Here is a 21,020-nt window from a genome sequence, read left to right on the forward strand (position 1 = left end):
CGAATAACGGCGGTAGTGTTCTGCTCGCTCAATTAAACAATAACTTGGCATCGCCATCACGCTATTGAGCTTGTTAAATTCATCATGTGGAAGTTTTTCTACTCGTAATTGAGGGATTTGTTGTGCAAACGAACCTTCATTACAAATCGTAATGGCTAAGCTATCCATGGTCAGTATGTGCCAATACCAATCTTCGAGCTTTCTTGCGCACTCAATATCTTCTAGTAGCAAGCCATGGGTTTGACAATATAACTCTAAAGGATCGATACGATTGTTAAAGCCTTTACAGCGTAAATACACCACTGGGTGTTGAATAATATCTTCTAACTTGATGTTCTCAGCACTGCCCCAAAATGGATGGTTGATATTACCTACAACGCATAAAGACGTCACATTGGCAATAGGATAAGCCTCTAAACCATGAGCATCTTGAGTTTCAAAGCCAATACCAAAATCGAGTTCGCCATTATAAATCAACTCTTCAGTGTCGGCTTGCCAACTGTGAAGTTTAACTTTACCGATAACATCACGAGAAAGGTGACTTAACGCAATGGCTACACTGGTAATAATGCTCGGCGATACTGCAATATGTAACATCGGTGTTTGATGATGATTTAAACGATCATCTGCCACTCGCTCAATTTGGCTCACCATGTCACACAAATGGCATACAGGCTGATACAAACGTTCTGCTAATGGCGTTGGTTTTAGCCCTTGTTGGCGACGAAAAAATAATTCGTCATTAAAAATAGCCCTTAATGATGTTAAACATCGACTAATTTTTGGCGCGGATACAGCAAGCTCTTTGGCTGCAAAATTAGCAAAGCCGGTTTCGTAAATGAGCTTAAACACCAACAAACTGAATACATCTAATTCGCTGATTTTTTTCAGTGCTTGAATATCCACATATCACCTAATCTGCTGTAATGAGGCGATTAAATTAACATGTATTCAAATAAAAAAAATTGATCTAGTGCTGAAAAATGCTATCAACTTCAGCTTTTGTTAATGAACGAAATTCACCCAACTCTAATTGCTTATCAAGCACTATTTTACCAATAGATTCACGATGTAACGCTACTACCGGATTTCTAAAACGACCAAACATCCGTTTAATTTGATGATACTTTCCTTCGCGCAACACTACCCGAGCTCGATGGCTCGATAATAACGTAAGTTGTGCCGGTAACGTGGTGATATCCTCAAATCCAAAATACATCCCTTTGGAGAATGCCTCTACATACTCTTGCTCTAGCGGATTAGCTAACGTTACCAGATACTGTTTGTCGACTTTATGCTGCGGCGACATTAATGCTTCGGACCACTTAGCGTCGTTGGTTAGCAATAATAATCCGGTAGAATGTAAATCTAACCGACCGGCAATATGTAACATATCAGTGTTAATACCGGTCATTAATCCTAATGCTGTAGAGTGTTTATCATCAATGGTCGCACTCACCACCCCATCAGGTTTATTGAGCATATAGTACTGTTTTTGATATTGACGCAGCACCACACCATTACATTCAACATGGGTAAACTCATCAATTTGTAAGTCTGGTGACTTAGCAAACTGACCATCGACAAGCACTTTATTGGAGACGAGTAATAACCGAACTGCTTTTTTGGGGATTTGTAACGTGCCAGCAATAAATTGGTCAAGTCGACCTCGTTTAGACACCATAAAACTTCACCAATATAGAATGATACCAATTTGTTTAAGAATACCTTATTCTGTTAAAAGGCAAAAACATTAAGGAGTAACATGCTTTCGCAACCTGCTAGTACAGATTTGCGCCCAGATATGACCAGCGCTGAATTAAAACAGGCGATCAAGTCACTGGATCAACATTTACAAGATAACATTTTTCAAAGTGCAATTAATGACACCTTGAATAAGCGGTCACATTTTTTCGATGCGTTATTATGCCAACTTTGGCAACCGTTTGAATTAGATCCCGCACGTATCTCACTCAATGCTGTTGGGGGGTACGGCCGGCAAACTCTACATCCTTTCTCCGATATAGACATATGCATTATTCACGATGGCCCATTAACGCCTACTGAAGCTGCCTCTGTAAGCCAATTTCTGACTCAACTTTGGGATCTTAGCCTCGATTTAGGACACGCTGTTCGCAGTTTAGCTGACACATTTCAAGCCTGTAAGGACGATGTAACCATTGCAACTAGCTTGCTAGAAATTCGTCATTTATTCGGCAACACTCAGCATCAACAGCAAGTATTGAATGCTCTGTATGGCCAAGATTTATGGCAAAGCCAAACATTTTTTAATGCCAAACTCAGCGAGCAGCAAGAGCGTCATGCCAAAGCGCAAGGCACCTCATACAGTATTGAGCCAAATCTTAAAACTAGCCCTGGTGGTATGCGTGATATTCAAACCCTTACTTGGGTTGCCCGCAAACATTTCGGCGTTGCCAATATGCAATCACTGCGTAGTTTTGGTTTTTTAACCAATGACGAATACGCTGAATTAATGGAGTGCCAACACTTTTTATTCAGAGTGCGATTTGCCTTACATCAAGCGGCACAACGTTCTGAAAATCGATTATTACTGCAATACCAAGCTGAAGTGGCAAAATTAATGGGGTTTGGTGATGGTATGTCCATCGGCGAAAGCGGCAATATTGCTATCGAAAAAATGATGCGCCAATTATTTCGCGCCATGAAGCGCATCGGCGAATTAAACCAAATTTTAATGGCTTATTTTCAACGAGAAATTATTCCAGAGCTCAATCCAGAAGTAATCCCAATTAACGATAATTTTGAAATTGTTGATAAATACATTCACGTACGAGACGAAACCGTATTTATTGATCGCACCCAAATTATGGCATTGTTTGAATTTATCGCGATTCATCACGACAAAATTATCGGTATTACCGCAGAAACCTTACGCTCATTACGCCAAGTAAGACGTCGCTTAATGGGCGATTTACAAGATTTTCAGCGTTGTAGAGAGCAATTTAAAGCGATATTTGTTCATCCTCAAGGTATGGGGCTCGCTATCACCTTGATGCATCAACACGGTATTTTAGCGTCTTATTTACCACAATGGCGTGAAGTTGTTGGCCAGATGCAGTTTGACTTATTCCATGCCTATACCGTCGATGAGCACACCCACAAGGTACTTAAGAATATTTACCTCTACGGAAACGACATCAAAACGTTGGATAAAGATCTGGCATTAGCCGCTGAAATTTATCAAAAGATGTCTAATAAATCGACCCTATTATTTGCTGCATTATTCCATGACTTAGCCAAAGGCCGTGGCGGCGATCATAGTAAACTCGGTGCCGTTGATGCCAATTTATTCGCTAAGTTTCATGGTTTAAAAGGTTCACAAGAGAAGCTAATTTGTTGGTTAGTTGAAAATCATCTGTTGATGTCTATCACCTCACAACGCATGGATATATACGATCCTGAAGTCGTGAATGCTTTTGCCAAAAAAGTAGGCACCTTAACCCGTTTAGACGCTCTTTATTGTCTGACCATTGCCGATATTCAGGCAACCAATGATGATCTGTGGAATGACTGGAAAGCATCATTATTAAAAGATTTGTATTTTGTTACTCGTAAAGCACTGCGCAATGGCTTTGAAAATATTCTGCAATTGCGTACTTTAGTGCGAGAACACAAACAAGAAGCACTGAATTTATTAGCCGCCGATGACGATAGCAGTGACGAGATCAAAAAATTATGGCGTCGCTTACCCATCGCCTTTTTCAGTAATGCCGAGGCAGATGATATCGCCAGATATACCCAAGCGATGATTAACCACGATCTTACGCCTGTAACAGACAATCAATACAACACCTTGATTTTACTTGATGATGTTGTTGTAAAGGGTTGCAGCGACGTGTTCGTTTACACTAAAGACCGACACGGGTTATTTGTTAAACTATTCAATACTTTAGCGACGTTACGCATTTCGGTAAAACAAGCACAAATTGCCCGTACTAAAGACGGTTATGTAGTTGAGTCATTTAAAATACTCGATTTTGATGAAAAACCCATTACCAGCGCTCAGCGTCGAGCACAGGTCATCGACAAGTTACATCAAGTGCTGGATAAAGGCGTTATTTTACAAAAAAAACGCCAGTCTAGACGGAATCAAAGTTTTGATAACCAACCCAATATCGAATTTTTGCATTCACGTAAATCGACCCGTAGCTTAGTCAATGTGTCAGCATTAGACACCAGTGAATTTATGGAACAAATTGCAAGTGCTTTCAGAGAATTGGATTTGAATATTCATTCGGCTACCATCAGTACGGTCGGTGAGCGGGCAGACAATGTGTTTTTATTATCCAATAAAGACGATCAGCAATTAACCCCAGAAGAACAGCAGCAATTAACGGCGACGTTAATGCAAGCCATCACCACAGACGAATAACGGCCTTAATCCGTCAGTGATTTTTGTTATAAAACAGCCATGTGTGAATTAATCACCGTGGCTGTTTTATTTCACCACTAAGCAGACTTTGAGCAAACTGATGACTATGCGATAATCATGTCCATCAACTGTCGTTAATTAGGTCATCATGTCACAAGCCTTTAGTTATACTGCTGAATATGTATTAGACAAGTCGTACTTTGAAGAATGCTATCAGCAATCAATTAATCCCAGCACCTCACCTAAACGATTTATTAAAACCACAATCTTTGCGCTTGTTGGTTTGGCGATTTTAATGCTCGACTCTATAAGCCCTACATCAATGAGTACTAAAGAAACCTACTATTTAGGCTACTTTTTCATTGGCTTGGCCGTGGTAGAATTTTTGAGTATTCGCTTTAATAAAACCTGGTGGTTATGGCGTCAAATGATGAGTAAAGCAGCTGGTGAGCATGTCAATCTAACAATAGATGATACCGGTATCAGTAGCCAGTCACTTCATGTTAATCAACATATTTTATGGACTGATATTTATCGAATTACTGAAACCGAGGCTGGTTTGCTCATTAAACTGAAAAAAAATACCACTTACTTATCTAAACGCTGTTTAGATAAAAGCGCCATCGACTTTATCAATCAGAAACAATAACTAAACCAATTTAAAACAACAACTTGAGATAATAGTTAAAACGATAACTTAAACAATACCTCAGAAAAATAATGCCTAGGCTAATGCATTCGCAACACGTAGGCGAATGTCACCAAGTAACTCATCTTCAAACCATGGGTTACGACTAAGCCAAATATTATTGCGCGGACTGGGATGCGGGAGAGGGATATAACGAGGCCCGAACCTGCGCCATTGCTGAACCGTTTCGGTTAATGTTTTCGGCTTATCGGTTAAATAATACTGTTGTGCATACTGCCCCACCAACAACACCAACTCTACGTTAACTAACTGCAGTAGCAATAAACCATGCCATTTAGGCGCACACTCTGGCCGAGGGGGTAAATCGCCAGACTTTCCTTTACCAGAACCGACATAACTGCCCGGATAACAAAAGCCCATCGGCATAATAGCGATCTGTTTAGCATCGTAAAAAACGTCTTTCGTAACCCCTAACCACTGTCTTAATCGGTCGCCACTGGCGTCATCAAATGGCACACCCGACAAATGTACTTTACGCCCAGGAGCCTGACCGATAATCAGCACTTTTGCTTGCGGATCAATTTGCACCACAGGGCGAACACCATGAACTAGACTTGATGCACAAAGCTGACAATTTTTCACTTGGGTGAGTAACGAAATCATATCCTATGCCTTACTTTTCAAAAAATCGCTTAAATCACTATATCCAACGGAACTAAGCTGCAGTAGTATTTGTCAAAATAACAAAGTTCTCCCAAGAAGGAACAACCATGCAACATTCACGTTTAGCCCGTACAACTTTAGCTGCTATGTTAATTAGCGGTACAGCGATAAGTTTTAGCGCTGCAGCACTTCCCCAAGCACCCGTTAACGATGTGGTTTCATTAAAAGAGGCCTGCCAACAAATTGCACTTGAAGATCAACTCCCTGAAACTGAAGTCGGCGCATTTTTGCTTGATTGCGTTAACGACCAATTAACCGAAATGGGCTACGAGCGAGTTGCCAGCCTAGACTAATACGATACTAAGCTGATACTAAGCTGATACTAAGCTGATACTAAGCCTAGATTACCCTCATGATTAAAAGTATCAACTACTCCCAATAAAAAACGCCGTTAAGGCGTTTTTTATTGAGTAAATATCATTTTAGTTAAACAAGCTTAAAACGCTTGGCAAAATATCCCTATCGACGCACCAATAGCCACAAACCATGATAACGACCGCATAGTGCCGTAATTCAATAAATACAATGCGTGGTAAACCACTCTAGCAACCACATGTACTATGGCAAGCAACGCCACCACATCGGTTACATTGTTGGTGACCAATGCTGTTAAAACTGCAATACCAAACACGATTAACGATTCAAATGCATTTTGATGCCCTGCTAATGCCCGCGCCCCAAAACCGGTTAATTGAGCTTGCTGCGCTCTTGGATGGTCATTGTCATATCGGCCCAATTTAGCCATTGCCATCGCTAATGGAACTTTTGCCGCATACGGCAACAGCATGGCAATCAATAAACATATCAGTATCGTCTGCATAATCTATCCTTAGTTATTAATATTCTTATTATGTGTTAGCTGTGCATTAGTTGTATTAGTCGCGATTGAACCAGTTGTGTTAACCATTAGTGTAATGAGAACAAAATAACATAATCAACAGACTTTAATAACAACCTAATTCATATAATGCTTAAGCACTCATCTGAAAAATTATAATTTATTGTTTCACCATATAAATCAATCACAAGTTAACACATCAACAACATTTTAGTGACTAGTCTACATGTTAACGTGAAAGATATTGAGTCACTTCACGGTCAATACTAATAACTCCTAACAAGTGTGATAGCTGCAGCAAATCAATCTTGTGACGAGCAACAACAAGAAGCAGTAAAAATAATAATCAACATTGTAAGGAATACATAATGAATACCAAAGTACAAACTAGCCTAACAGGCGCAGCATTAGCATTGGCAATGGCAAGCTTATCAGGTCAGGCAATGGCCGCTGAAACAAGCACAGCACCTTTAGCTGCAGGCGAAACAGATTTAGTCCATTGTTACGGCGTTAACACCTGCAAAGGCCATAATGATTGTAAAACAGCCGACAATGCCTGTGGCGGTCAAGCAAGCTGTAAAGGGACTGGTTTTGTTGGCATGCCTTCAAAAGCCTGTGCTGATGTAGGCGGCACGCAAAAAGATGATTGGGTTGGTAAAGTCACTAAAGCAGACCTAGTACATTGTTACGGCGTTAACGTTTGTAAAGGTCATAACGACTGTAAAGGTGCCGATAATGCTTGTGGCGGTATGGCAAGCTGTAAAGGTACTGGTTTTGTTAGCACTACAGCAAAATCATGTGGCGACATTGGCGGTAAAGCGAGCTAAATCGGTTTAGTCTGATGGCTCTGTCCCGTATTATCCTTTCAGGGCCATCAACTTTCTTCATACTAGACAACCCAATATTAGCCCCACTCAAGTTAGAAATATTTGCATTAAAATAGGATTCACCATGCCAGATACGCGCATTACAGAAGACTTTCTCGGATTTGGCTTAGGTTTACGTACCGACCATTTCGAATACATTTTGCAACACCAGCCTGACATTGACTGGTTTGAAGTGCTATCTGAAAACTACTTAGTCGCTGGCGGTAAACCCCGATATTATCTTGAAGCGATTGCCGAACAATATCCTGTAGTAATGCATGGCGTATCGATGTCGATAGGCAGTACCGATCCATTAGACATGGATTACCTAAAAGCCCTTAAAAAACTCAGTAACGACATTCAACCGAAATGGATATCCGATCATATTTGCTGGACCTCAATTCACGGTGTCAACAGTCACGATTTACTGCCACTGCCTTATACCGAAGAAACTGTTAATCATGTTGCGCAGCGAGTTAGGCAAGTACAAGACGTACTGGGTCGTAGAATTTTACTGGAAAACGTCTCAAGCTATTTGTCTTACCAAGACTCGACCATGGATGAATGGGATTTTTTAAGCCAGGTAGCTGAAGCGGCAGATTGCTTAGTGTTACTCGACATTAATAATATTTATGTTAGCGCCCGCAATCATCATTTTAATCCGCTCGATTACCTTAAGAAAATAGACCCACGCCGGGTACAACAGTTTCATTTAGCCGGCCACAGCGATTTTGGTGATTATGTTATTGATACTCATGACCACGATATTCCGCCGTCAGTGTGGACACTTTACCAAGCTGCACTAGAGCGCTTTGGCGCTGTTAGCACCATGATTGAGCGCGACGCTAATATTCCCGAGTTCCCAGCGTTATATAATGAATTACTTGAAGCTAAACACATTGCTCAGTTAACGTTACCCGACGACCCTGCCCTAGCACGCTCACAATTTGGGACTCGTTCACTTGATGGCTTAAATAAGCGGTTCAACACTAATCATGCTTCACCGCAAAAAGTCAGGGCATAGACATGAGTCGATTAGCTGAAATTCAACAACAATTTATGCAGTATTTACTTTCTGATCAATCTGATGATAATTACGGCCAAATTAAGTCAGTGATCAAAGCTGCCATATCTGAGCAAAAGGGGATCCGCGCCGATGATCGCCTACAAATTTATGCCAACGCTTACCGGATTCGATTAACAGAAACCATTGAAACCGACCACCAGCTTCTGGGTGTGTATTTGGGTGACGATTTATTCGATAAAATGGCGGCCGAATATACCCGTAAACACCCATCAAACAATAAATCATTACGTCAGTTTTGCGATGCGCTACCGGAGTTTTTACAGCAAGATGCTTTTTTTAAGCAGCATCCGATTATCGCCGATTTAGCCCGATTCGAGCGCCGTTTACTCAATGCTTTTGACGCTGCTGACTGTGCCCGTGCAAGCTTTAGTGACTTACAGGCCATTTCACCAGAATTGTGGCCCAATTGCTGTTTACGCTTTCATCCCAGTGTACAAATATTCACTTGTAACAGTAATGCAGTCGAAGCTTGGCAAGCCTTGAAAATAGATACCACACCTCCCGCACCAGACTATGAGTCGCCTAGAGCGTGGTTATTATGGCGGGGAGAGTCTCGCTTAACCGAGTTTGTGTCATTATCGACAGAGCAACATGCGCTGTTACTGGGGTTTATTCAGGGCAACAACTTTGCCGACCAGTGCGAAAAAATGTTGCAATGGCACGACGAGCAATCTGCACCAATGATGGTACTGCAAACCATGCAAACCTGGTTTCAACGCGGCTTAATTCGAGCGGTAGTGAGTAAGTAGCTAATTTACGTTAACTCATTTCTGGACAAAGCTTGATAACTGCCTACCTTCTCGTCGTCCCGGCAGTGCTTTTGAGACGGGAAGACGATTAAATTACCCTGCGTAAGTTGACAACTTACTACCTTAATCTGGTGTGGGCGAAGCGCCACGACGTTAGTGGCCGTAGGCCATATTTGAAAAACGCTTTAAGGCTTCAACTCTTTTTTGGAAAATATAACTCAAAACTATCAGACTTTATTCATCATTAGTCAGTGTTAACCCTGCTGAACAGGCAACCAGAATTTTACGCTTAAACCGCCTTCAGGGCGGTTTTGCATGCTAATTCGGCCACCATGAGCTTCTATTATTTCGCGGCATAATGGCAAACCAATCCCTGTACCAGATTGTTTTGTCGAGTAAAACGGTAACAAGGCTTGCGACAATACCTCGCTAGACATCCCGCTACCTTGGTCATCTACTTTAATTAATAACCCGTTAACTGGATGCGTTATTTCCTCAAACGTTATCGACACAGTGTCAGCCACCGCGCCAGACTCGTGGGCGTTTTTAAGCAGATTAATAAAGACTTGTTCTAATTGCACCGCATCAAGCTTAATTGGATTAACCGGTAAAGGAGATAACAGATTAAATGGGTATTGCTGTGCTAACTGCTGGGTCATCTTAGCCCAATCAATCAGTTGCCTTTGAGGCTGAGGTAATTTGGCAAACTGAGCATAATGGGAAATGAATTGGCTCAGGTGTGTAGTGCGATTTTCGATAGTATCAAAAATCAATTGCAGCTTACTATTGTCTAAATGTTGAGTTAAAAACTTACCTGAGTTGACCATAGAAGCAATGGGCGCGACCGAGTTATTCAGCTCGTGGCTGATAATTCGAATCACCTTTTTCCACACAGCCACTTCTTGGCGGTTAAGTTCTTTGGTGAGTTGTTTAAGCAAAATTAAATGGTGCTGCTGATTGTTTTGAGTAAAACGTCCCCGAGAAATATGCCAGGTTTCAACATCGCTACTATCGGCGTTACTATTAGCGTTATGATCGCCGTTACTATCAACATCACCCGACACGCCATCGCGACTGCTCATCGAAAACAGCCCTTCTTGCTCACTGTTTAATGCTGTTTTAAGCGCATCTGGCAGCATGACGACGAGTTCCGGTAACAACATGCCTTCTACTTTGACACCCTGATTAAACAAATGCCTTGCGGCGCCATTGGCGTAAATGACTCGCTGGGAATCATCGATTAATAACATGACATTAGGTGAGTTCTGAATCACCTTATCGAGCATTAACTCGCGCTGATAAATAAACTGCCTCTCACTACGCAACTTTGCTGATGCTTGGTTATATAAACTCACTAATTTATCAAGCTGTGGCTCGCCGTAGGGATGCAACGACACACTAAAGTCATTATCTTTAAAGTTAAGTAGACCGATTTCTAATGCTCGTAAACTGTCACTCAATCTGCGAGTTAGCCACATGCTGCAAAAATAACACACCGACAGCATGACAATAATAGCCAACCATAGGCTGCCATCACCTAATATAAACCACACTAAAGCGCCTGATACTGCCCCTAAAAGGCAGCTCAACATGTTACTGAGCAGCAATTTAGTGCGCAGTGATAACATCATTATTTAGTCACCTTAAGGCCGTATTTCTCCATACGGCGATAAAGGGCTTGCCTACTTAAACCAAAGGATTTTGCTACTCTGGCAATGACGCCATTATATTGCGCTAAAGCGTCTTCTAGCTGTTGCTTATCGGGTTCGCAAATCGACTGAGTATCATCAATGCCCTGATCTTGTTGGCCAAGATGATGTTCAACAACAAGCGCATGCTGGGTAGCTGCGCCGCCATTAGCTATCGCCATCAAGCCAAAGTCATCAATCGTTAATTGTGGTGACTTGGCTAACAGCGCCGCCCTTTTGCAGGCATTTTCTAATTCACGCACATTACCCGACCAACTATGATTAATTAACGCCTGCTGGGTCGACTTATCAAGGCTAAAATTGGCACCAATAAAGTGTTTCACTAACGGTAAAATATCGTCCTGGCGTTGATTCAATGGTGATATGGCTAGCTCAATGACATTTAAGCGATAAAATAAATCTTCACGAAAACGCCCATGAGCAATGTCGTCGGCTAAATCCGCGTTGGTAGCACTAATTACTCGCACATTCACTTTGCGGGTTTGATGACTGCCTAAACGTTCAAACTCACCGGTTTGTAATACCCGTAATAACTTTACTTGGCCAGATAATGGCAAATTACCAATTTCATCTAAAAATAACGTGCCACCATCGGCAGCTTCAAAACGGCCCATACGGGTTTTATTGGCGCCAGTAAAAGCGCCCGCTTCAGCGCCAAACAGTTCCGCCTCTAATAAATCCATTGGTAAAGCACCAATGTTAACCTTAATAAACGGTTTGTCTTTTAGTGGCGAATTAGCCTGTAAAATATCGGCTATTTTGTCTTTGCCCGCACCATTTGGGCCAGTGATCATCACCGACACATCGGATCGCGCAACTTGCAAAGCCAAATCAACACAGCGCTGCATTGCACCACTACCGAAAATTAGGCCACATAAATCGGCGCCGTTAATGGCCGACATCCGTTCACTGTCTATCCGGGTTAATTGGCTATTTTGCTGAGACAGTCGATAAATTGATAATAGGTTACTAATACTATTGAGCAGCTTAGCGTCATCCCACGGTTTACCCATGTAATCAGCTGCCCCCGCTTTAACCAACTCGACAGCGGTTTCTAATTGGGTCCACGCGGTCATTAAAATAATCGGTAAATTAGGCTGTAACTGACGCAATGCGTAAAACAGTTGCTTGCCTTCTTCACCCGAGGTGGTGTCGCGGCTAAAGTTCATATCCTGAATGACTAAGCTGATCTCTTTATTAGTCACAATCTCAATAGCCGCATCTGGTGAGTGACAAAAAATAGCTTGATAGCCATGCAGCTCAATCATTAGCGCAAGCGCTTGGCAAATGGCATGATTGTCATCAACAATTAAAATATTATCCATTACGATGATGTTGTTCTCATTGAGTTATATCCAAATATCTGTATTTATTAGTCACGTTTATAAGCCTAGCACGCTAGGGCAAAATTCAATACATTAGCAATGACTGTCTCGCATAGAGTCTCAAGCTGAGTACCAAGCTGAGTACCAAGCTGAGCCTCTAACGGTATGCGGTCTACACGCTGCGCGTTGCCATAGCAGGTGAAATATTAGCCGCCTTAGCAGCTGGCACTATTACCGCTAGTGTAGTTACAACCAGCAAACCAATAACAGATACAATCGGATAAATCACTGGCACCATAGGCAAGCTATACAGTGACATTAATTGCTGCCCAAGTACTAACGATAGCATGCCACCGATGACCCCACCGACAATACAAATTAGGTAATTTTCCACCATAAAGTATTCAATAATGTCACGCTTTCGTGCACCCAGCGCGCGGCGAGTGCCTATTTGTTTGGTGCGGCGTTGAATATTAAACATCACCATACCGGTTAATCCCAACGCTGTAATTAATAACAATAACACCACCATAATACTTAACACTGTCGCCATTAAACGGTGGTTACTGTAAGTTAAATTTTTAATCGTGGTGAGGGTTTGGAAGTTCTCCACTACACGGTTTGGGTTTTCTGCATGCAAGGCTTTGCTAATGGCTTCTTCTAACGCTGGAATATGTTCAGGTAATGCCCGCACCATGTATGATTTATTACTGCTACTGCCACCAAAATCGATATTCTGGATCACGCTGTATTCAAAGTTTTCGTGGTCAACCCAAGCACCTTGCAGCTTATCCACTATGCCTATAATGGTCACGGCTTGCTCACCTTGATACATGGTTTTACCTAAAGGTGACTCATCGCCCCAAAAGGCTTTGGCTAACGGTTGCGACACTAACGCCATCATGCCGCTGTCATCTAAGCTGGTATTAATTTCATCGGCGGTAAAATTTCGCCCGGCAATTAACTTCGCTCCCATCACATTGAGTAAGTGCTCATTACCCAAATAAAAGGCAAACCCAGGGGTGCTTTTAGCGGTATCGGCATCTGGGCCGTCAACATAGCGATCCATCCATCCGCTGCCGCTTAACGGCAACATATTGCTATAACTAGCATCAATTACATTGGGCAGCGAACGCAAAATTTGTTGGTCAACTTGGTTTTGTTTCATGTTGTCGATAGCAGGATCGAAATTATACAGGTTAAAGGTCAGGATCTGATCTTCGGCATAGCCAGATTCTCGCTGCATTAGCGACAAACGTTCGTTAATAATAAAGCTCGCATTGGCGACTATCGCAACCGACAAAATAATCTGCAATAGCAATAAAACCGGCGCACTTTTACTGCGCATTAAACTGGATAAAATCGGTTTGATATGTAACATGGTGATGTCCTTTCTTAAGCTTAACTGGAGTTATTGGGCTTTTAAATACACACTGGGTTTAGTGCGGCACACCACCCAAGCAGGGTAAACCCCAGCCAATACCGCGGTAGAGATAGCAATTAACGGCGTGATAATCCACATACTGGCATCAAGCCCAGTAACACTTTGGTCCATTGAAAAATAGCTATGCAACGCCGTTAACGACCCCCAAGCCCATAACAAACCCACTACACCACCGATAAAACCAATCATACCCACTTCGACCATATACTGACTAAAAATCTGTCCACGACTGGCACCAATAGCACGACGAACACCCACCTCTGGCGCACGCTTTAAAAACTTGGTTAGCAACAGCCCGAGAATATTCACCAAGCACACGCTTAAAAACAGCAAGCTTAAACCGACTAGTATTTTGTTATCTTTGGGCACCACATCGTTATCTTCAAGCCATTTCGCGATGTCGCTAATTTGCACTGACTCGCTAGGAATTTTAGCGGTATCAGTAAAGCGGCCGAGCGCTCTTTGCTGCTCAACATAACGCGTTAACCAGCCTAAAAAGCTTTGTTTCTGCTCATCGGTGTTCAGTTCAGTCCAAAATTGAATCCATACTTTTTCTGACGCTAAGCGGTCGCTGTATGTGATCATGGGTTCGAACTTCCAACCGCTAGTGTTACCCCATACATCAAATTCTTCTTGGCCTGTTAACGAGAACGGAATGAATATCTCTTCAGCATCATTAAACGCACCATTAAGTGGGTCATAGTATTTAGGTTGCGGATTCCAGTCATCAATCACCCCAACAATTTGATAAGGTTTACGGTCTAAAAAAAGTGTTTTACCTACGCTGTTTTTACCTTCAAAAAAGCGTAAATTTAATTTTTGACTAATCACCACTTGGTAAGCTGGGCGTAAATCAACACTGGCATCCCAGTAACTGCCATAAATAAAGGGTACCGAAAAAATCCTAAAAAAGTCTCTGTCGGTTAACCGAACGCTGTTCAACACGGGTTCAATTTTAGGATTGTCAGATTGTAATGCTAAGCCAGTTCGATAAGTCGCTGCTTTGAGGCTTAATTCTTTGTTGTTGCGTAAGTTCATCGCATCCATATAGGTGATGCTTGGAATAAACTCATCCCAGGTATCCAAGCCTTGGCTCCACAACTGTACTGAATTAATCACCTCACTGCGATCGCCCGCCGGATTATAAGACATAGTTTTATAGACATTGAGCGTAGTGATAGTAATGCCGATACCAATCGAAATCGCTAATACCATCAACATCGATAACATCGGCGTTTTACGGATACTTCGCCACGCTAAATCACAATAGTAAAAAAACATAGTGTTCCCCTTAGCGAGTGCCGGTAGCAGCTGGTTGGTACATCGAAAAATCACATACTTGACCATCAACAATTTGAATATTGCGCTGGGCACGACGCGCAAGCTCTGAGTCATGGGTCACCATAATAATGGTGGTGCCTTGTTGATTGATATTTTCAAGTAATTCCATCACCTGGCGCGCCATTAAGCTGTCTAAATTACCGGTTGGTTCATCGGCTAATAAAAACCGTGGTTCGCCTGCTAATGCACGCGCAATAGCGACACGTTGTTGTTGTCCGCCAGACAATTGCGTCGGTAAGTGTTTCATCCGCGCACCTAAGCCTACTTGTTCTAATGCCGATTCTACTCGGCGCTTACGCTCACTGGCATTCATACCGCGATAACGCAGCGGCACTTCAACATTTTCGGCCAGATTAAGATCGGGAATAAGGTTGAACCCCTGAAAGATAAAGCCAATTTTTTCATTACGGACTTTAGCGCTTTTGTTGTCACTTAAATTCGACACATTAACGCCATCAAGGCTGAACTCGCCAGAGCTAAAGCCTTCGAGCAAACCCGCAATATTCAAAAAGGTGGTTTTACCTGAACCAGACGGGCCTGTCACCGCAACAAACTCACCTTCTTTCACTTCAAGGTTAAAGTCGCGTAGCGCATGGGTTTCAACTAAGTCAGTTTTGAATACTTTACTGATATTTTTCATGGATAACATAATGGCTTCCTTGGTTAATTCGGTTGTCGCATCCCAGCGCCTAGGGCTGATAATGTCAATCTTGCAAATCTGAATACGGCTTTGTTAAATACTTTTGTTTTTAATGCTATTGGCGTCAGCGCCGTTAGTATTAGTCATGGCTAAAACAGCAGCTTAATCTTGACCATGTCGCTAATATCAATATGCAAACTAACGGTAGGACTAATATCTCTTAATCGATTCGAAACCTGGCTACTCATGTCAATTAATTGCAAACTAACCGACAACCAATCTGTTTGATTATCAATGCGGTAACTCACTGCCATCGCTAGAATAAATAAAGCACCTAGCGCGATAAGCTGTCTACGTTGAATAAAAGTCATAGAATGTCCTTACTCAGTTGAGTGTTTAGTTATTTGATTCGTTATTGATTTAGCTATCGACTTAATTATCAACTTAACTATCGGATTTGAATTGTTGGATCATTTTTAAAGGTTTCGGTACCGGATATCACCCATACATCACCCTCTTCACCGCCTTCAAGCACTTCAACTTGGCTCATACTGCGTGCGCCCAATTTAACGACTTTCTTATGAGCAACTGCGTCACTCACTTGATACGCCACTTCGCCGCCCATATTGAGAAAATCACCGCGTTTAACTATCAACACATTGGGTCTGTTTTCCAGTAAGACTCGGGCAGACAAACGCTGATTTTGGCGTAACGATAAAGTGTTACTGTCAGCAAAACGCACTCGGGCGGTCACTTCACGATTACGGACTTCGGGTGAAATTGACGACAATTGGCCAACCACATTCACGTTGCCAAAACTCAACTCGACATCCATCCCTAATCCCAGCTCATCGGCATAAGACTCTGGCACGGCTAACTCGGCTTCAAAGGCACTTAAATCGACCACAGTTAATATTGGCTGACTGGCGGCAATACGGGCTTTTTGCTCCACCAGCCAGTTACCAATAATGCCGCTAACCGGAGCAATAATACTCAAGGCGTTGGCTTGACGAGTTAACTCCCTCACTACTAGCGCTTGACGTTGTACTTCAAGGGTACGGTTTTTAATTTCAAAACTGAGGGTATCGCGCATAAGCTCGACTTCTTGCTGGGCATGCTTATGTAATAATTTGGCTTTGTGTAAATCATCTTTGCTTTTTTCAAAATCGATTTTGCTGATCAAACTCGACTCAATCAATTGATCACCACGACGACTTTCACGATCTGCGGCTTCTAAATCGACTTTCGCCATGTCTAAAATCTGGCTAACACGCAATTGCTCGCGGCGGGCATCTAACTTGGCACGCTCTAAACTGCCCTGCATGCCTTCAAGCATCGACTGCTGTTGTTGCAATTCACTTTGTAAACGCGGGCTTTCAATCTTGGCCACCACTTGCCCCAGCTCAACTTCATCACCAGGTTGACTTAATAGCGTCACCACACCTTCTTCCGTGCTATATAAAATGGGCGCATTGGCCGCCACAATTTTACCGGTAGTGGCAATATCACGCACCAACGTGCCACGGGTTAAGGTTGCCAAACGTAAATCTGCACCATCAACCGAACGTTGATTACTGTCATGACTTAAACTCGCCCACACCAACGCGCTCATCAAAATTGCACCGCAACCTATCATCAAGGGTAAGCGCAATTTACGGCCTAACTTAGGCGCAATAACAGTATCTTGGCTACTTGTGTCTTTAATCATCTCAGGTCCTTAGGTAACGCGCTGACCGCACCCACCTCTTCACATTTATACCAAGATAAAGCACAAGCCATGCCAATAGTTTTTTATTGTTATTTTTCATAATGATAAGGATTTATAAAGATAACCGAACACCCTAAAAGTGTCCGCGGACAGCGTTGAAAACTGTCCGGTCATTGAGAAAGTGTCCGAGCGGACACTTATGGTTTGCTTTGTACTTATGGCCTACGGCCACTAACGTCGTGGCGCTTCGCCCACACCAGACCGAGAGGAAACCAACGGCTGTTCCCTCTTGGAACTCCCAGCCGCCACATCAAAATTATCTGAAAAGCGATAATTTCGCGACGTGGTTGAATCTAGCTTTTAACTTCGTCTGAGTATTCTTCGGCCTTATTCGAAAATGCTAACGCTTCCGATGGGGCGTCCCTTCCCCTCGAAAGCTAGCTGGCCGTCCATGGCCAGCTCACGCTATTTTCTTCAACGGCCTCAAGTTCAGAGTTGAATTTGGACATTTCTAACCTAGGCATCTAACTAATTTAGGTACGAAAATTGGTTAGAGCAAAATAAAAATGGGTATCTTAGTTATTCTAAATGTGCAGATGATTAAGCGAGACGCCGCGAGCACATCCATGTGGGCTTAACCAAAACATCCCTGTTTTGGATACTCGCTAACTCATCTACACCAGTAATTTAATTCTCTTCGATATAGCCTTTTGTGTATCTAGTAGTAAGACTTAAACAAAAATTAAAACTATTTCAGCTAGTTAAGTAAAGCGAGGATGTTGATAACCGGGGGATGTTTCCTTTTCATCATGACGTAAATTAAACAGCAATATTTTCAAAAACTTATGTTTTGCAGAAATTTAAACCATGAATGACTATGAATGATCTTTTTGGCTGGCTTGTATTTTATTTAACTCTTGAGACAAAACACTTTCCATTGTGTCGTGTTGCGGTAGTTGTTTTTCAAGTATATCAACTAGTTCATTATATTTAGGTGAAGCACCAAGTTGTGGCAACAATATCGTTAAAATAACTAAGGGAATAGCCAAATAGGCAAACTGTTCTTCAGGTAAAACGCCAAACAACATGGCGATTAAAAGGCCAACTAATATCGCAAATAACACTGGCTGGAACAGTTTACTTTTGTTTCGTGATTTCATGGCAGCTTTAACAACTGCAACTTCTTTTTGAGTCATATCCATTATAAAATATCCATAAAAAATAATGTTTTAGTATTTATTCGTAACACGGTTTGCAAAGCATAAATCACTTGCTGGACTTGGTCGATACCATATATACATTTTAGGTAACTTTTACTTAACATGATGCTGTAAGCATTTTCTTCAACAGATCCAAGTTCAAGGTTGAATTTATACATTTGTAAGCTGATGCGAACTCGTTTTTTAGACAAACGTTGGTTTAAGATATGGCCTGCGGCCACTAACGCTTAAGATCGCAAGGTTCCACCCTGCACGGGCCAAAAGGGGATCAACATCAAACCCTGCCTCGGCCCATTTTGCAATAAAGAGTGAAAATGCTAACGCTTCCGATGGGGCGTCCCTTCCCCTCGAAAGCTAGCTGGCTCTGATAGGCAGGATGCCTGAATGCCTTGAAGCACATGGATGTGCGAGAAAGGCCATGGCCAGCTCACGTCATTTTCTTCAACGTCCTCAAGTTAAAAGTTGAATCAAACCCATTACAAGCAAGGCATATAACGTACTTATGGACAAAGGTGTGCTTGAGGTATTGATTAAATCAGCTGACTTGGTATTGGTTTAGCTTGATATATAACTTAGCTTCATTTAAACATATTGCCTGCAGCATGCTGATGTGCTGATGATTAAGCGAGACGCCACGAGCACATACCTGTGGGCTTAACCAAAACATCACTATTTTGGATACTCGCTAACTCATCTACATCTGTAATTTGACTAAACTTCATGGCCGTCTGGAGGTAAGGCTAATACGGATGATCAGCACATATTGGGGAAATAAGTGATAACTATTAGGTATCCATTATAGTGCATATGTTATTTTTTTGCTTTTCAACACTTAAAAAAGCCTCTCCGACTTCTTTGACATAATTCTCAATTATTTTCATAAACAATAAGGAATCTTTGTAATCCAAACCACTATTTTCATCTTCAATATAAGAACTTAAAAAGGTAGTTGTAACTTGAGCTAGGCTGATAGCCGTAAAGTGAGCAGGCTCAGTTAATCCCGAGTTTGATTGACCACAAAGCAACATGTCTTGATTTGCCTCATTCATTGCATATAACGAAGCCATTTCGTAATAATCGGAATGAATATTACGACTCGCAAGCTTGTAATTATGAGACCATTTATCTAGCTCTACAAACTCACGTAACTTATCTATTTTCTTAAATCCTGTATGCTTCCGAGCCCAATGCCATCCGGAGTCACCATTAGTAATTTCTTTTTTTAGATCAGAGTACTTTTTAGCTTCTTCATCCGAGAAAGTTTCTTTTCCCATCGCTTCTGCAGTTTTTCTGTGTTCTTCAATTATTTCTGCGGTCTGAACCATACCATGTTTAATATAATCAACTGCAGCTTCTCTACCACATTTTTTGATTACAAGGCACGTCACTACTATCTCATATAGCGTCCGCCAACGTGCTAACGCTGCATCAGGATATCCACCTTCTAAAAGATGAATTATCTCTCCAGATATTCTGCATGCGTGAGCATGTTGTCGCATGAGAACACCAACTAGCTCGTCATTTTCGTATCTTGGTAATTGTAGGAATTGCTGTTGAAAATTGATTCCAGCTTGCAGGCATGTTTCTCTTAAAGCATGTAACTTGGTAAAACCAACATCCCATCTTTTGCGATTTCTTTTCGTAAATGCGTCATGTTCTGAGATAACACGTTTGATATTACTTTGCTCTTGCTCTTTGGTATCTTCAATCAACATTTTAGATGACAAATCGATGACAGATTCGTAATCTGGACTAGCTCCATTTTCACGGAGTTTTGCTTCAACAAGCACTAACAATTCCTCGAACAATAGTTACTCCAAACTTTATAGAATACCAACGTTTTAGTATTTGTGTGCTGTGCTCTTTGCAACAGCATAAATCGCTTGTTGGACTTGGCCGATGCCACATCCATATTAATCGGTAATTAGTTATCTAGCTTAAGATGCTATAGGAATTTGCTTTTTAACGGTAGTGTTTTCATACCTTAATTAGACTAATCACTTGTTATAATTACATCTTTAAAGGTGTAATTAGGCCAATTCCCAGGATTCAATACTTTGAGGTGGTTGAAGAAAATAGCGTGAGCCTGACAGGACGTCTGGCTAGCTTTCGCGGTACAGGATGTACCATCGGAAGCGTTAGCATTTTCGAATAAGGCCGAAGAAGATTTCAAACGAAGTCAAAAGCTGGATCAATCCCCATGGCGACCTTTTCGCTGTTTGAAAATGTTGCGGGGCGGCTGGGAGTTCCAAGAGGGAACAGCCGTTGGTTTCCTCTTGGTCTGGTGTGGGTGAAGCGCCACGACGT

Annotated in this window: 19 protein-coding genes; 6 read left to right on the plus strand and 13 right to left on the minus strand. The window is 42.0% G+C overall.

The features are described from left to right. Both H5202_RS06930 and H5202_RS06935 read right to left on the minus strand, forming a co-directional pair. A partial coding sequence (locus H5202_RS06930; protein WP_182771426.1) for a LysR family transcriptional regulator occupies positions 1-906 on the minus strand: 906 nt, incomplete at its 3' end. A 64-nt stretch (positions 907-970) separates the two neighbouring features. After that, positions 971-1,684, minus strand: a complete 714-nt coding sequence (locus tag H5202_RS06935) for a 16S rRNA pseudouridine(516) synthase (RefSeq protein ID WP_182771427.1) — start codon at positions 1,682-1,684, stop codon at positions 971-973. Between the two features lie 81 nt (positions 1,685-1,765). On the opposite strand from H5202_RS06935, the gene glnD reads away from it, so the two are divergent. Further along, positions 1,766-4,414, plus strand: a complete 2,649-nt coding sequence (gene glnD / locus H5202_RS06940) for a [protein-PII] uridylyltransferase (RefSeq protein WP_182771428.1) — start codon at positions 1,766-1,768, stop codon at positions 4,412-4,414. Between the two features lie 148 nt (positions 4,415-4,562). Next, on the plus strand, positions 4,563-5,063 hold the full coding sequence (locus tag H5202_RS06945) for a YcxB family protein (protein WP_182771429.1): 501 nt from the start codon (positions 4,563-4,565) through the stop codon (positions 5,061-5,063). Between the two features lie 75 nt (positions 5,064-5,138). Here H5202_RS06945 and H5202_RS06950 read toward each other — a convergent pair whose 3' ends face one another. Continuing rightward, positions 5,139-5,726: a uracil-DNA glycosylase family protein gene (locus H5202_RS06950; RefSeq protein ID WP_182771430.1), complete on the minus strand. Its 588-nt coding sequence runs from the start codon at positions 5,724-5,726 to the stop codon at positions 5,139-5,141. A 107-nt stretch (positions 5,727-5,833) separates the two neighbouring features. Between H5202_RS06950 and H5202_RS06955 the strand changes: the two genes are divergently transcribed. Further along, on the plus strand, positions 5,834-6,079 hold the full coding sequence (locus H5202_RS06955; RefSeq protein ID WP_182771431.1) for a hypothetical protein: 246 nt from the start codon (positions 5,834-5,836) through the stop codon (positions 6,077-6,079). A gap of 143 nt (positions 6,080-6,222) precedes the next feature. Here the strand turns inward: H5202_RS06955 and H5202_RS06960 are convergent, their stop codons facing one another. Next, positions 6,223-6,606 carry an MAPEG family protein gene (locus H5202_RS06960; protein WP_182771432.1) on the minus strand — a complete coding sequence of 128 codons (384 nt, stop codon included), beginning with the start codon at positions 6,604-6,606 and terminating at the stop codon, positions 6,223-6,225. A gap of 386 nt (positions 6,607-6,992) precedes the next feature. On the opposite strand from H5202_RS06960, the gene bufA2 reads away from it, so the two are divergent. From bufA2 to H5202_RS06975, 3 genes are all read left to right on the plus strand, one after another. Next, positions 6,993-7,451, plus strand: a complete 459-nt coding sequence (gene bufA2 / locus H5202_RS06965; protein ID WP_182771433.1) for a BufA2 family periplasmic bufferin-type metallophore — start codon at positions 6,993-6,995, stop codon at positions 7,449-7,451. Between the two features lie 124 nt (positions 7,452-7,575). Beyond that, positions 7,576-8,514: an MNIO family bufferin maturase gene (gene bufB, locus H5202_RS06970; RefSeq protein ID WP_182771434.1), complete on the plus strand. Its 939-nt coding sequence runs from the start codon at positions 7,576-7,578 to the stop codon at positions 8,512-8,514. A 2-nt stretch (positions 8,515-8,516) separates the two neighbouring features. Next, positions 8,517-9,326, plus strand: coding sequence for an HvfC/BufC N-terminal domain-containing protein (locus H5202_RS06975; RefSeq protein ID WP_182771435.1), 810 nt, complete (start codon positions 8,517-8,519; stop codon positions 9,324-9,326). 254 nt (positions 9,327-9,580) lie between these two features. Here the strand turns inward: H5202_RS06975 and H5202_RS06980 are convergent, their stop codons facing one another. The 9 genes from H5202_RS06980 to H5202_RS07020 all read right to left on the minus strand — a co-directional run bounded on the left by H5202_RS06980 (position 9,581) and on the right by H5202_RS07020 (position 20,503). Further along, positions 9,581-10,954, minus strand: a complete 1,374-nt coding sequence (locus tag H5202_RS06980) for a sensor histidine kinase (protein WP_182771443.1) — start codon at positions 10,952-10,954, stop codon at positions 9,581-9,583. A 2-nt stretch (positions 10,955-10,956) separates the two neighbouring features. Further along, a complete protein-coding gene (locus H5202_RS06985) occupies positions 10,957-12,360 on the minus strand; it encodes a sigma-54-dependent transcriptional regulator (RefSeq protein WP_182771436.1) in 1,404 nt (467 codons plus the stop codon). A 172-nt stretch (positions 12,361-12,532) separates the two neighbouring features. Then, the gene (locus H5202_RS06990; protein ID WP_182771437.1) at positions 12,533-13,741 is read right to left on the minus strand and encodes an ABC transporter permease; all 1,209 of its coding nucleotides are present in this window, start codon (positions 13,739-13,741) and stop codon (positions 12,533-12,535) included. Positions 13,742-13,771: 30 nt separating this feature from the next. Next, positions 13,772-15,085: an ABC transporter permease gene (locus tag H5202_RS06995; RefSeq protein WP_011636373.1), complete on the minus strand. Its 1,314-nt coding sequence runs from the start codon at positions 15,083-15,085 to the stop codon at positions 13,772-13,774. Between the two features lie 10 nt (positions 15,086-15,095). Further along, on the minus strand, positions 15,096-15,794 hold the full coding sequence (locus H5202_RS07000) for an ABC transporter ATP-binding protein (RefSeq protein WP_182771438.1): 699 nt from the start codon (positions 15,792-15,794) through the stop codon (positions 15,096-15,098). A gap of 140 nt (positions 15,795-15,934) precedes the next feature. Then, positions 15,935-16,156: a hypothetical protein gene (locus tag H5202_RS07005; RefSeq protein ID WP_182771439.1), complete on the minus strand. Its 222-nt coding sequence runs from the start codon at positions 16,154-16,156 to the stop codon at positions 15,935-15,937. A 77-nt stretch (positions 16,157-16,233) separates the two neighbouring features. Next, positions 16,234-17,493 (minus strand): efflux RND transporter periplasmic adaptor subunit, encoded by a 1,260-nt coding sequence (locus tag H5202_RS07010; RefSeq protein ID WP_182771440.1) that lies wholly within the window; start codon positions 17,491-17,493, stop codon positions 16,234-16,236. Positions 17,494-18,368: 875 nt separating this feature from the next. After that, complete coding sequence (locus H5202_RS07015) at positions 18,369-18,695, minus strand: hypothetical protein (RefSeq protein WP_182771441.1); 327 nt, start codon at positions 18,693-18,695, stop codon at positions 18,369-18,371. A gap of 803 nt (positions 18,696-19,498) precedes the next feature. Further along, positions 19,499-20,503, minus strand: a complete 1,005-nt coding sequence (locus H5202_RS07020; RefSeq protein ID WP_182771442.1) for a DUF5677 domain-containing protein — start codon at positions 20,501-20,503, stop codon at positions 19,499-19,501. Between the last annotated feature and the right edge of the window lie 517 nt (positions 20,504-21,020).

This window comes from Shewanella sp. SG41-4, from assembly GCF_014164505.1.
Classification (GTDB): Bacteria; Pseudomonadota; Gammaproteobacteria; order Enterobacterales; family Shewanellaceae; genus Shewanella.